The sequence below is a fragment of the Streptomyces sp. NPDC086549 genome (assembly GCF_044746205.1).
In the GTDB taxonomy this organism is placed as follows: domain Bacteria; phylum Actinomycetota; class Actinomycetes; order Streptomycetales; family Streptomycetaceae; genus Streptomyces.
Genome location: NZ_JBIVBS010000002.1, coordinates 101,078 through 114,198, shown reverse-complemented (window position 1 = coordinate 114,198; position 13,121 = coordinate 101,078). Strand labels below are relative to the sequence as shown.

Annotated in this window: 10 protein-coding genes; 9 read left to right on the top strand and 1 reads right to left on the bottom strand. The window is 69.9% G+C overall.

Features of this window, described 5'->3' with window-relative positions; translation table 11 throughout:
- Positions 1–38: 38 nt before the first annotated feature.
- The 8 genes from nrtL to ACIPSA_RS07145 all read left to right on the top strand — a co-directional run bounded on the left by nrtL (position 39) and on the right by ACIPSA_RS07145 (position 12,189).
- Positions 39–1,037, top strand: a complete 999-nt coding sequence (gene nrtL / locus ACIPSA_RS07180; RefSeq protein ID WP_402629805.1) for an ArgS-related anticodon-binding protein NrtL — start codon at positions 39–41, stop codon at positions 1,035–1,037.
- 76 nt (positions 1,038–1,113) lie between these two features.
- Positions 1,114–2,505, top strand: coding sequence for a diaminopimelate decarboxylase (gene lysA / locus ACIPSA_RS07175; RefSeq protein WP_402629803.1), 1,392 nt, complete (start codon positions 1,114–1,116; stop codon positions 2,503–2,505).
- 270 nt (positions 2,506–2,775) lie between these two features.
- The gene (locus tag ACIPSA_RS07170) at positions 2,776–4,068 is read left to right on the top strand and encodes a homoserine dehydrogenase (protein ID WP_402629801.1); all 1,293 of its coding nucleotides are present in this window, start codon (positions 2,776–2,778) and stop codon (positions 4,066–4,068) included.
- Between the two features lie 6 nt (positions 4,069–4,074).
- Entirely contained in the window at positions 4,075–5,133 is a 1,059-nt protein-coding gene (thrC, locus tag ACIPSA_RS07165; protein ID WP_402629799.1) for a threonine synthase, read from the top strand.
- Between the two features lie 352 nt (positions 5,134–5,485).
- Entirely contained in the window at positions 5,486–6,403 is a 918-nt protein-coding gene (gene thrB, locus ACIPSA_RS07160) for a homoserine kinase (protein ID WP_402629797.1), read from the top strand.
- A gap of 405 nt (positions 6,404–6,808) precedes the next feature.
- Complete coding sequence (gene rho / locus ACIPSA_RS07155) at positions 6,809–8,866, top strand: transcription termination factor Rho (RefSeq protein WP_402629794.1); 2,058 nt, start codon at positions 6,809–6,811, stop codon at positions 8,864–8,866.
- Between the two features lie 162 nt (positions 8,867–9,028).
- A complete protein-coding gene (locus tag ACIPSA_RS07150) occupies positions 9,029–10,822 on the top strand; it encodes a trypsin-like serine protease (protein ID WP_402631657.1) in 1,794 nt (597 codons plus the stop codon).
- A gap of 215 nt (positions 10,823–11,037) precedes the next feature.
- Entirely contained in the window at positions 11,038–12,189 is a 1,152-nt protein-coding gene (locus tag ACIPSA_RS07145) for an LCP family protein (RefSeq protein WP_402629791.1), read from the top strand.
- 71 nt (positions 12,190–12,260) lie between these two features.
- Here the strand turns inward: ACIPSA_RS07145 and ACIPSA_RS07140 are convergent, their stop codons facing one another.
- Positions 12,261–12,656 carry a hypothetical protein gene (locus ACIPSA_RS07140; RefSeq protein ID WP_402629788.1) on the bottom strand — a complete coding sequence of 132 codons (396 nt, stop codon included), beginning with the start codon at positions 12,654–12,656 and terminating at the stop codon, positions 12,261–12,263.
- A 155-nt stretch (positions 12,657–12,811) separates the two neighbouring features.
- Here ACIPSA_RS07140 and rpmE point away from each other — a divergent pair, with 155 nt between their 5' ends.
- Positions 12,812–13,033: a 50S ribosomal protein L31 gene (gene rpmE, locus ACIPSA_RS07135; RefSeq protein ID WP_402629786.1), complete on the top strand. Its 222-nt coding sequence runs from the start codon at positions 12,812–12,814 to the stop codon at positions 13,031–13,033.
- Positions 13,034–13,121 lie beyond the last annotated feature (88 nt).

The window sequence follows — 13,121 nt, the reverse complement described above, 5'->3', positions numbered from 1 at the left end:
CTCGCATACCCACCCCCCTCCTCCCATACGCTTGTCCCGTGACCCCCGTCGAGCTCTCCCGCACCGTGCTGCGCGCAGTGCGCCATGCCGTTGACGCGGGGGAACTGAGTGTGACCGTGCCGGAGCGGGTTGTGGTGACCGTGCCCGGGCCCGGAGGGTGTGGTGACTACGCCACCAACATCGCGCTCCAGCTGGCCCGCCCGGCCGGGCAGACGGCCCAGCGTGTTGCTGAGATTCTTCGGCCGCATCTTGTCCAGGCGGAAGGTGTCGGGGACGTCGTCGTCACCGGGCCCGGGTTCATCAACATCAGCCTGGGGCGGGGGACCGAGCCCGTCGCCGGCCTTGTGCGGGAGATCCGGGAGCGGGGGGTGGCGTACGGGCACGGTGACGCGCTCGCCGGGCAGGTCGTCGAGTTGCGTGTGCCGTACGACGCCCGTGCCGAGGTCGTCGCCGACGCGCTCGTGCGGATCGTGGCCTCCCAGGGCGGGAGGGTCGAGATCGATCACCGGGAGCCCGTCAATCTGCGGCCCGTGCCCGCCCCGGAGGACCCCGCCCCGCTCGGTCCCGACGCCGCCCGCTGGGCCCTGCTCCACCCCGCCGCGCACGACCGGCCCCGGATCACCGCCGACCACCTGGTCCAGCGCGAGGGCAACCCCCTTTTCCGGGTCCGTTACGCCCACGCCCGCACCCGGGCCCTCAGCCGCAATGCCGCCCGCCTCGGGTTCGAGGCCGCCCCGGGGGACGTGGCGGAGGACATCGATGTACATGGCCTCGTAGTACGTGACCTCGTGACCGCCCTCGCCGATCATCCCCGCATCCTCACCGCGGCCGCCACCCACCGTGCCCCGGACCGGCTCGCCCGGCATCTCGTCACCGTCGCCGATGCCGCCCTGCCCTTCCTGTCCGCCGTGCTTCCGTACGGCGAGGAGAAACCCTCGGCCGCCCACCACGCCCGGCTCGCCCTCGCCGAAGCCGCCGGGACGGTGCTGGCCGGTGGCCTGTCCCTGCTCGGCATCGACGCACCCGACCATCTCTGAGTACGCCCGCAGAAGACCGCAGAAGACCGCAGCAGAGCTGAAGCAACGCTCAGAGAGCCCACAGAGAGCCATAGCCATGAGCCGTTCCGCACATCCCGCCGGGCCCCGTCACGCCGACGTACTCCCTGAGGGGCACTACTCGGCCCCGCCCGCCGACCTCAACTCCCTCGACGCCAAGGTGTGGGCCCAGACCGTCACCCGCGACGCCGACGGCGTCGTCACCGTCGGCGGCATCGACGTCAAGCGGCTCGCCGAGGAGTTCGGTACCCCGGCGTACATTCTCGACGAGAGCGACTTCCGTTCCCGCGCCCGTGCATGGCGTACCGCCTTCGGGCACGACGCCGACGTCTTCTACGCCGGGAAGGCCTTCCTTTCGCGGGCCGTCGTGCGGTGGCTGCACGAGGAGGGGCTCAACCTCGACGTGTGCTCCGGCGGTGAGCTGACGACCGCCCTCTCCGCCGGTATGCCCGCCGACCGCATCGCCTTCCACGGCAACAACAAGTCCGTGGCCGAGATCGAGCGGGCCGTCGAGGCGGGTGTGGGGCGGATCGTTCTCGACTCCTTCCAGGAGATCGTGCGTGTCGCCCATGTCGCTCAGTCCCTGGGGAAGCGGCAGCGTGTGCAGATCCGTATCACCGTCGGCGTCGAGGCTCATACGCATGAGTTCATCGCGACCGCCCACGAGGACCAGAAGTTCGGGATTCCACTGGCCGGGGGGCAGGCGGCGGAAGCCGTGCGGCGCGCGCTTCAGCTCGACGGGCTCGAACTCATCGGCATCCACAGCCACATCGGGTCGCAGATCTTCGACATGTCCGGGTTCGAGGTCGCGGCCCACCGGGTGGTGGGGCTGCTCAAGGACATCCGTGACGAGCACGGGGTCGAGCTGCCCGAGATCGACCTCGGGGGCGGTCTCGGTATCGCCTACACCAGTGCCGACGACCCCCGCGAACCCCACGAGATCGCCAAGGCGCTGACCGAGATCGTCAGCCGCGAGTGCGAGGCCGCGCGGCTGCGGACGCCCCGTATCTCCGTCGAGCCCGGGCGGGCCATCGTCGGGCCCACCGCCTTCACGCTCTACGAGGTCGGCACCCTCAAGCCGCTCGACGGGCTGCGTACGTACGTCTCCGTCGACGGCGGCATGTCCGACAACATCCGCACCGCGCTGTACGACGCCGAGTACAGCGTCGCCCTCGTCTCCCGCACCTCCGACGCCGAGTCGATGCTCGTGCGTGTCGTCGGCAAGCACTGCGAGAGCGGGGACATCGTGGTCAAGGACGCCTTCCTGCCGGCCGACCTGGCACCGGGTGACCTCATCGCGGTGCCGGCCACCGGCGCGTACTGCCGGTCCATGGCCAGCAACTACAACCACGTGCTCCGGCCCCCCGTCGTCGCGGTGAGCGACGGCGAGGCCCGGGTGATCGTCCGCCGCGAGACGGAGGAGGACCTCCTGCGCCTCGACGTCGGATGAGATCTCCGACCTGACGGAACCTGACAGAAGACCTGACGGAACCTGACAGAAGACAGACCTGACGGAACCTGACAGAAGAAGCGTGCGGAAGAGCACGGAAAAAGAGCACAGAAACAGAAGGAAGAGCCAAGAAACGGCGACCGGAAGATCTCCGGTCTCCCTGTCCCGGCAAAATGAAATACATGTCTCACGATCCGGACGAAGGGTAGAAACTCCCGTCCGGTGAGTGAGACTGGTCCAACCGTAGACGGTATGAGGAAACGAGGTCGGATGATGCGTACGCGTCCGCTGAAGGTGGCGCTGCTGGGCTGTGGGGTTGTCGGCTCAGAGGTGGCGCGCATCATGACGACGCACGCCGACGACCTCGCCGCGAGGATCGGCGCCCCGGTGGAGCTTGCCGGGGTCGCCGTACGACGCCCGAGCAGGGTCCGTGAGGGCATCGACCCCGCCCTCGTCACCACCGACGCCACCGCCCTCGTCAAACGCGGGGACATCGACGTGGTGGTCGAGGTCATCGGCGGGATCGAGCCCGCCCGGACGCTCATCACCACCGCCTTCGAGCACGGCGCGTCCGTGGTCTCCGCCAACAAGGCGCTGCTCGCCCAGGACGGGGCCGCCCTGCACGCCGTCGCCGAGGAGAACGGCAAGGACCTCTACTACGAGGCCGCCGTCGCCGGTGCCATCCCGCTGGTCCGGCCGCTGCGCGAGTCCCTCGCCGGCGACAAGGTCAACCGGGTGCTGGGGATCGTCAACGGCACGACCAACTTCATCCTCGACAAGATGGACTCGACCGGGGCCGGGTATCAGGAGGCCCTCGACGAGGCCACCGCGCTCGGGTACGCGGAAGCCGACCCCACCGCCGACGTCGAGGGCTTCGACGCCGCCGCCAAGGCGGCCATCCTCGCCGGGATCGCCTTCCACACGCGCGTGCGCCTCGACGACGTCTACCGCGAGGGCATGACCGAGGTGACGGCGGCGGACTTCGCCTCCGCCAAGAACATGGGCTGCACCATCAAGCTGCTCGCCATCTGTGAGCGGGCGGCGGACGGGGGGTCCGTCACGGCGCGCGTGCACCCCGCGATGATTCCGCTGAGCCATCCCCTCGCCTCCGTGCGCGGCGCGTACAACGCCGTGTTCGTCGAGTCGGACGCCGCCGGGCAGCTCATGTTCTACGGCCCCGGCGCCGGCGGCGCTCCCACCGCCTCCGCCGTGCTCGGCGACCTCGTCGCCGTGTGCCGCAACCGGCTCAACGGGGCCACGGGGCCCGGCGAGTCGGCCTACGCCGCGCTGCCCGTCTCGCCCATGGGCGACGTCGTCACGCGCTACCACATCAGCCTCGACGTCGCCGACAAACCGGGTGTTCTCGCCCAGGTGGCGACTGTGTTCGCCGAGCACGGGGTGTCGATCGATACGGTTCGACAGCAGGGCAAGGACGGCGAGGCGTCCCTCGTCGTCGTCACCCACCGCGCGTCCGACGCCTCCCTCTCCGGGACCGTCGAGGCGCTGCGCAAGCTCGACACCGTGCGGGGTGTCGCCAGCATCATGCGGGTTGAAGGAGAGTAACCAGCAATGACTCACCAGTGGCGCGGAATCATCGAGGAGTACCGGGACCGGCTGCCGGTATCCGACACCACGCCGGTCGTGACGCTCCGCGAGGGCGGCACGCCCCTCGTGCCCGCGCAGGTGCTCTCCGAGCGCACGGGCTGCGAGGTCCACCTCAAGGTGGAGGGCGCGAACCCCACCGGGTCCTTCAAGGACCGCGGCATGACCATGGCCATCAGCAAGGCCAAGGAGGAGGGGGCCAAGGCCGTCATCTGCGCCTCCACGGGCAATACGTCCGCCTCCGCCGCCGCGTACGCCGTGCGTGCCGGGATGGTCTCCGCCGTGCTGGTTCCGCGGGGGAAGATCGCGCTCGGCAAGATGGGCCAGGCCCTCGTGCACGGCGCGAAGATCCTCCAGGTCGACGGCAACTTCGACGACTGCCTCACGCTCGCCCGCAATCTGAGCGACAACTACCCTGTGGCGCTGGTCAATTCGGTGAACCCGGTGCGCATCGAGGGGCAGAAGACGGCCGCCTTCGAGATCGTGGACATGCTGGGCGACGCCCCCGACATCCATGTGCTGCCGGTGGGCAACGCGGGCAACATCACCGCGTACTGGAAGGGGTACCGGGAGTACGCCGCCGACGGCGTGGCCACCAGGACTCCTCGGATGTGGGGTTTCCAGGCCTCGGGCAGTGCCCCGATCGTGCGGGGCGAGGTCGTGAAGGACCCGTCGACCATCGCCACCGCCATCCGTATCGGCAACCCGGCCTCCTGGCAGTACGCCCTGGCGGCGCGGGACGAGTCCGGTGGCCTCATCGACGAGGTGACGGACCGTGAAATCCTGCGCGCCTACCGGCTGTTGGCCGCGCAGGAGGGTGTCTTCGTGGAGCCCGCGTCCGCCGCGTCCGTGGCCGGTCTGCTGAAGGCCGCCGAGCAGGGCAAGGTCGACCCGGGCCAGCGGATCGTGTGCACGGTCACCGGCAACGGCCTCAAGGACCCGGACTGGGCCGTCGCGGGTGCCCCGCAGCCGGTCACCGTCCCGGTCGACGCGGCCGCCGCGGCCGAGCGACTGGGCCTGGCCTGACGCACGCGTCGGGCAGGCCCGCCGGGCCTGCCCGAGGCATGCTCGGGGTTCGCCCGAGGCGCGCTCCGACCGCGCTCGGGGAGCGCCCCCGAGCAACCGGAGACCTCCTCGTGGCGTCCTAGCCAGGGAAGTCCCTGGAAGGGGGGCACAAGGGGCTTGCGACACGCATCGTGCGCCGCCTGTGCGCCCTATGTCGCCACAGAACCTTCCTTCGATAGGCTGTACTGAACCCGCCCGCTGCATATGCCGCCGCATAAGGCACGGCGCCGCGCCGTCTCCGCGGCCTGAGGGTCCTCACGTACGCATCGAATGTCATTCGACAATCACGCAGCTCAAGGAGAGTCATCGAGCGATGGCCGGTCCAGCCTTCCGCGCCGCCGCCGTCCGGGTGCGCGTCCCCGCCACCAGCGCCAACCTCGGCCCGGGCTTCGACGCCCTAGGCCTCGCGCTGGGGCTGTACGACGACGTGGTCGTCCGGGTGGCCGACTCCGGGCTGCACATCGACATCGCGGGTGAGGGCAGCGAGACGCTGCCGCGAGACGAAAGTCACCTCCTCGTACGCTCCCTGCGCACCGCCTTCGACCTGCTGGGCGGACAGCCGCGCGGCCTGGAAATCGTCTGCGCGAACCGCATCCCGCACGGTCGTGGCCTGGGCTCCTCCTCCGCCGCGATCTGCGCCGGAATCGTCGCCGCACGTGCCGTGACCATAGGCGGGGAGGCGAAGCTCGACGACACGGCCCTGCTCGAACTCGCCACCGAGATCGAGGGCCACCCCGACAACGTGGCGGCGTGTCTGCTCGGCGGCTTCACGCTCTCCTGGATGGAGGGCGGCGCTGCGCGGGCCATCAGGATGGAGCCCAACGATTCCATCGTTCCGGTGGTTTTCGTGCCCGGAAAGCCGGTCCTGACCGAGACCGCGCGCGGCCTGCTCCCGCGCACCGTTCCGCACGTCGACGCCGCCGCCAACGCGGGCCGCGCCGCCCTGCTCGTCGAGGCCCTGACCCGGCGTCCCGAGCTGCTGCTGCCCGCCACCGAGGACCGTCTTCACCAGGAGTACCGCGCCCCCGCCATGCCGGAGAGCGCCGCGCTGGTGGAGCGGCTGCGAGCCGACGGAATCCCGGCCGTCATCTCGGGCGCCGGGCCCACCGTCATGGCACTGGCCGACGCCGGCACCGCCGAAAAGGTGGAAGCACTGGCCGGCGCCGACTGGGCCGCCAACCGGCTGAACCTGGATGTCCAGGGAGCGAGCGTGCTACCGCTTGCGACCTGACACACGGTTGCCGGATTTGAAGAGGGGGAATGTTTGTTGGATCCGGTAGTGTTAACCTCAAGTCTGCACCCGACCCCACCATGGCGAGGTGCTTCGTGTCCCCGTCCGGGACAGACATTCTTCCGGGAGTCTCCCAAGCCACTCAATGTGCCGTATGTCGTACCTGGTCAGTACGTCGTACGCGGACACTGAGCGGGCCGCTGGGCACGCTCCGGAATCGGTGCGACCGCGCCGCGTGACACTGGGTGCCACGGCCCGTCGGGGAAGCGCCATCACCAGATATCTCTTCCGCCGCTTTGGCGGACCACCGCCCCGGCTTGGTCCACACAGCAAGGACCTACGCCGGACAGCACAACCGGTCGCCGAGCCAGACAGGCCGACGTCCGCTCCAGGGAAGGACCCTTCGTGAGCGACACCACCGATCTGATGGGCGCACGTGTCGAGGAGACCGCTGCCGCGCCCTCCACGGACGCCTCCGCGCCTGCCACCGGTGCCGGCTCCAGGCGGCGCCGCGGTACCGGCCTCGAGGGCATGGTGCTGGCCGAGCTGCAGCAGGTCGCATCCGGCCTCGGTATCAGGGGCACCGCGCGTATGCGCAAGAGCCAGCTGATCGAGGTCATCAAGGAGGCGCAGGCCGGTGGGGGAGCCGCCCCCAAGGCCGCGGCTCCCGCCGGGGACGCTGCCGAGACCAAGCCGAAGCGCCGGACCACCTCTCGGACCCGTACGGGCGACGAGGCGGAGAAGAAGGCCGAGGCCAAGTCCGAGGCGCCCGCCGAGAAGGCCGTGGCCCAGCAGCAGATCGAGATCCCCGGCCAGCCGGCCAGCGATGACGTCCCGACCGAGCGTCGCCGTCGCCGTGCCACCGCGGAGGCGGGCAGCCCGGCGGGTGCTCAGGCGGGCAGCACCGAGACGATCGCCGCCGAGGCGAAGAGCGAGACCAAGGCCGAGACGCCGGCCGCGCAGGCGCAGGGCGAGGCCAAGGCGGACGCCGGTGACGGCGAGGGCCGCGGCCGTCGCGACCGCCGCGAGCGTGGCGAGCGTGGCCGCGACCGTGACCGTCGCAGCAAGGGCGACGAGCAGCAGGGCGGCGGCCAGGGCGGTGGCCAGGGTGGACGTCAGGACCGCCAGGAGCGTCAGGACCGCCAGGACCGTCAGCAGCAGGGCCAGCAGCAGGGCGGCGGCCGTCAGGACCGCAACGTCGGTCCGCAGGACGACGACGACTTCGACGGCGGACGCCGTGGCCGGCGCGGCCGCTACCGCGACCGCCGTGGCCGCCGTGGCCGCGAGGAGTTCGCCGGCAACGAGCCGCAGCTCGCCGAGGACGACGTCCTGATCCCCGTCGCGGGCATCCTGGACATCCTCGACAACTACGCCTTCATCCGTACGTCGGGCTACCTGCCGGGCCCGAACGACGTGTACGTCTCCCTCGCCCAGGTCCGCAAGAACGGTCTGCGCAAGGGTGACCACGTCACCGGCGCGGTCCGTCAGCCCAAGGAAGGCGAGCGCCGCGAGAAGTTCAACGCGCTGGTCCGCCTCGACTCCGTCAACGGCATGGCGCCCGAACACGGCCGCGGCCGCCCGGAGTTCAACAAGCTGACCCCGCTGTACCCGCAGGACCGCCTCCGTCTGGAGACGGACCCGGGCGTGCTGACCACCCGCATCATCGACCTCGTGTCGCCGATCGGTAAGGGCCAGCGCGGTCTGATCGTGGCCCCGCCGAAGACCGGCAAGACCATGATCATGCAGGCGATCGCCAACGCGATCACCCACAACAACCCCGAGTGCCACCTGATGGTCGTCCTCGTCGACGAGCGTCCGGAAGAGGTCACCGACATGCAGCGGTCGGTGAAGGGCGAGGTCATCTCCTCGACCTTCGACCGCCCGGCCGAGGACCACACCACGGTCGCCGAGCTCGCCATCGAGCGCGCCAAGCGTCTGGTGGAGCTGGGTCACGACGTCGTCGTGCTGCTCGACTCGATCACGCGTCTGGGCCGTGCGTACAACCTCGCCGCCCCGGCCTCCGGCCGCATCCTGTCCGGTGGTGTCGACTCGACCGCGCTGTACCCGCCGAAGCGCTTCTTCGGTGCGGCCCGCAACATCGAGGACGGCGGCTCGCTGACCATCCTCGCCACCGCCCTGGTGGACACCGGGTCCCGCATGGACGAGGTGATCTTCGAGGAGTTCAAGGGCACCGGCAACATGGAGCTCAAGCTCGACCGGAAGCTCGCGGACAAGCGCATCTTCCCGGCGGTGGACGTCGACGCGTCCGGCACCCGCAAGGAAGAGATCCTGCTCGGCAACGAGGAGCTCGCCGTCGTCTGGAAGCTGCGCCGGGTGCTGCACGCGCTCGACCAGCAGCAGGCGATCGAGCTGCTCCTCGACAAGATGAAGCAGACGAAGTCGAACGTCGAGTTCCTGATGCAGATCCAGAAGACGACCCCGACGCCCGGCAACGGCGACTGAGTCACAGCCTTCTGAAAAAGGCCGCCCCCCGTCACGAGAGTGACGGGGGGCGGCCTTTTGGCGCTGAAAGGAGTGGACGCAGCTCGCGTCCCTTCCGACTCATGTTCCTCTGGGGGGACTTTCTTGACCACGACTCCGTCCGGCGGTCGTCACCGACGCCGGATACGCATCGCCCTGCCCGTCGCCGCCGCCGGTGTCGCCGCGGCCGTCGCCGCCGCGCTGGTGACGACGTCCGCGGGCGCCGCCACCGCCGTGCCGACGCCGAAGGTGAAGCCCGCGATCAGCTCGCCCTCGCTCGCCACGCTGGAGAAGCGCGTCGCGGGCGCCCTCGCCGGTGACGACACCGCGGGCCAGACGACCACGAAGTCGTCCCTGAGCGCGAGCACCAGCACCAGCACCAGCACCAACACCGCCTCCGTCGACCCGAAGATCATCGGCGGCAGCGAGACGACCATCACGACGGCTCCGTGGATGGCCCAGCTCTGGTACTACGACGACAAGGGCACCACCGACGAGAGCGACGACATCGGCTTCTTCTGCGGCGGCTCGGTCGTCTCGCCGACGAAGATCCTGACCGCCGCGCACTGTGTGAAGGGCTACAACTGGGCGGCCAACGGCGCCGTCCTCACCGGCACCTCCCAGCTGCCGACCAGCGACAGCGCCGGCAACACGGACCTGCACGGCGGCACCGCGACCGCCGTACTGCGCCAGTGGAACCACCCGTCGTACAACTCGGCGACGATCGACAACGACATCGCCGTCCTCACCCTGGGCGCCCCGGTCAAGGCCACGCCGATCCGTCCGACGACGTCCGGTGACACCGCCTCGTACGCCGCGGGCGTCAACGCCAAGGTCTACGGCTGGGGGCGCACCAGCTCCACCACGCAGGACATCTCCGAGACGCTGAAGACGGCCACGCTGCCCATCCAGTCGGACGGCACCTGCTCCGGGGAGTACCCCGCCGACTTCATCAAGGGCCACATGGTCTGCGCGGGCACCCCCGCCACCGGCAGCGACACCGGCACCACCTCCGCCTGCAACGGCGACTCCGGTGGCCCGCTCGTCGTGAACGGCCGCATCGTCGGTGTCGTCTCCTGGGGCGTCGTGGACTGCGTGGAGAAGGGCGCCTACAGCGTCTTCACCAAGGTGAGCACGTACATCGGTGCCGCCTACGCGCAGATCGCCGACTCGAACCTCAGCTACACCGACGGCAAGGCCGACCTGTGGGTGCGCAACGCCTCCACCAAGACCGGCTACGAGAAGGACTCCAAGGGCAGCTCGCTCGGCTCCCGCATCTCCTGGGGCAACTGGGACGGCGTCAACGTCGTCCTGCAGACCGACCTGAACCGGGACGGCTTCCAGGACCTCGTCGTCCGCGACAGCGGCACCGGTGACGTCTACTGGGTCCACTACGTCCCGGCCAGCGCCTCCTGGTCGCAGACGAAGATCTTCACCGGCTGGAAGACCCGCACCCGCATCATCACCCCGGGCGACGTCACCGGCGACTACCTGCCCGACGTCCTGTCCGTCGACTCCGCCGGCGTCCTGTGGATCTACCCGGGCAAGGGCAACGGCACCTTCGCCGCCCGGGTGCAGGTGGGCACGGGCTGGAGCCAGTACAACATGGTGCGCGGCCACGGCGACTTCAACGGCGACGGCAAGGCCGACCTGCTCGCCCGCAAGAGCAGCACCGGTGACCTGTACCTGTACAAGGGCACCGGCAAGTCCGGCACGGGCGCCTTCTCGGCGCGCGTGAAGGTCCGCTCGGCCTGGACCGGCTACAACGCCTTCGACGCCGTCGGTGACGTCTCCGGCGACGGCAAGGCCGACTTCCTGGCCCGTACGCCCGGCGGCACGCTCTACCTGTACAAGGGCACCGGCAAGGCGACGAGCGAGATCTTCGCCACAAGGATCTCGGTCGGCACCGATTTCAAGCAGTACGACATTTTCGGCTGAAATCGCAGGTGAGCGGGGTTCATCCCGTTTGCATACTCACGCAGAGTGCCCATCGCTTCACGCGGTGGGCACTTTGCGTTGTGCAACCCTTTGCCGAGTTCCTCCGTCTGACCGGAAGAGTGACGATGGTGCGGTATGGGCGCTCAGGTCCCGAGCGACCCGGTCTGACCGCGAAAAGCAGGGGGCACACCGACCGTTCGAGAACCGAGGAGCACATGTCCGTCGAGAGCATGCCCGAGCCCGGCACGACCGCGACCGGCATAACCGAGCCCGGCATGAACGGTCCGCGCCGCAGCGGCAAGGGGCGCCGCCGCAAGGCCCGCAGCGGGCGCTCCAAGGCCCTGCTCGTCACGGCCTGGACGGCCGCGGGCGTCGTCGTGCTGGGGGGCGTCGGCGCCGGATACGTGTACTTCAAGCTCAACGGCAACCTCAAGAGCGTCGACATCAACCAGGCCCTCGGCAGTGAGCGGCCGGTGAAGGTCGACAACGGCTCCGAGAACGTCCTGGTCCTCGGTTCGGACACCCGCTCGGGCTCCAACAAGAAGCTCGGCGGCGGCACCGACGACGGCAGTGCCCGCTCCGACACGGCGATGATCATCCATGTGTACGAGGGGCACAAGAAGGCCAGTGTGGTGTCCATACCGCGCGACACCCTCATCGACCGCCCCAAGTGCACCGACACCCGCGGCAACACATACCCCGCGGCGTCCGGCGTGATGTTCAACTCGGCCTATTCCACCGGGGGCGCGGCCTGCGCGGTGAAGACCGTCGAGTCCCTCACCGGCATCCGCATGGACCACTACCTGGAGGTCGACTTCTCCGGCTTCCAGAAGCTCATCGACGACCTCGGTGGTGTCACGGTCACTACGACCAAGAAGATCGAGGACTCCGACAGCCACCTGAACCTCAAGGCCGGCACGCACACCCTCGACGGCAAGCAGGCCCTCGGCCTGGTCCGCACCCGGCACGGCGTCGGCGACGGCTCCGACCTCGGCCGCATCCAGCTCCAGCAGGCCTTCATCAAGGCCCTGGTCGACCAGGTCAAGCACGTCGGCCTCCTCACCAGCCCGAAGAAGCTGTACGACCTCGCCGACACCGCCACCAAGGCCGTCACCGCCGACTCCGACCTGGGCTCGGTGAACTCCCTGATGGACTTCGTGGACGGTCTGAAGGGCATCAGTTCGTCGCACATGAAGATGGTCACGATGCCGGTGCGGTACGACCCGGCCGACCCGAACCGGGTCGTCGTCGCCAAGGCCAAGGCCGAGCAGGTGTGGACCGCCCTGAAGAACGACCGCCCGATCCCGGCGAGCGCGACGAAGGGCACGGCCACGGGCCAGGCCAAGGGCGTGGTGACGGCATCCTAGGGGTCCCCGGGCGTCCCGGGGCGTCCTGGGGACGCCCGGGGGCATCTCCGGGGTGTCTGAGGGGCTGTGGGTCAGGCGAGCCACCGGCCGGTGGACCGGTGACGGCCCAGCCCCACGGCCGCGAACTCGTCCTGCCCGTCCCCCGCCTGCACTCCCAGCCTCCGCAGAGCCTGGGAGATCGGGCTGCCGTCCGCCGGAAAGGGCTCCCCCTCCTCGACCCGCAGTGGCCCGAGCGCGAGGGCGCCGCCGTCCCACACGGCGGCCTGCTGTTCGCCCACACCGCCGAAGTACTCCGCCTCCACAAGGGCCACCGGCCCCCGGGCCGACCACTCGGCAAGACGTGCCCCGCCCAGGTCGTCCCGCATCGGCATCAGGGACAGGCCCTGCCCCAGCGGCGCCACCCGGTCACCCGCGACCGCCCGCAGCAGCGCCTCGCCGGCGATCACCGCCCGCAGCTCGTAACTCATCCTCGCTCCCTGTTCCCGGACGTCCGGGAATAGAACACTTCACCCCCCGGTTTTGGGGGATGCGGCCAGTCCTGGCAGACTGGTACGTCGGCCCCGGTTCACGCCTCCGCATCCCGCGGCTGCGACCCGGTGCCCTCCGGAACCTAGGAGACACCTTGAAGCGCGACATCCACCCCGAGTACGTCGAGACGCAGGTCAGCTGCACCTGTGGCGCGTCGTTCACCACCCGTAGCACCATCGCGTCCGGCACCATCCGGGCCGAGGTCTGCTCCGAGTGCCACCCGTTCTACACGGGCAAGCAGAAGATCCTCGACACCGGTGGCCGTGTGGCCCGCTTCGAGGCCCGCTTCGGCAAGGCTGCCGGCTCCAAGAAGTAGCGAGCCCCATTTCGCCGGTCCACGGCCGCGCTCCTCCATGGGCGCGCCGGGACCGGCGTTTTTGGTCGCCGCCACCCCTCCACCCGCA

What these genes read in the sequence shown, in the direction of transcription:
- thrC (WP_402629799.1), top strand. Translation starts at nt 4,075, where the DNA reads ATGACTCACCAGTGGCGCGGAATCATCGAGGAGTACCGGGACCGGCTG.
- ACIPSA_RS07140 (WP_402629788.1), bottom strand. Translation starts at nt 12,656, where the DNA reads ATGAGTTACGAGCTGCGGGCGGTGATCGCCGGCGAGGCGCTGCTGCGG.
- thrB (WP_402629797.1), top strand. Translation starts at nt 5,486, where the DNA reads ATGGCCGGTCCAGCCTTCCGCGCCGCCGCCGTCCGGGTGCGCGTCCCC.
- lysA (WP_402629803.1), top strand. Translation starts at nt 1,114, where the DNA reads ATGAGCCGTTCCGCACATCCCGCCGGGCCCCGTCACGCCGACGTACTC.
- ACIPSA_RS07145 (WP_402629791.1), top strand. Translation starts at nt 11,038, where the DNA reads ATGTCCGTCGAGAGCATGCCCGAGCCCGGCACGACCGCGACCGGCATA.
- ACIPSA_RS07170 (WP_402629801.1), top strand. Translation starts at nt 2,776, where the DNA reads ATGATGCGTACGCGTCCGCTGAAGGTGGCGCTGCTGGGCTGTGGGGTT.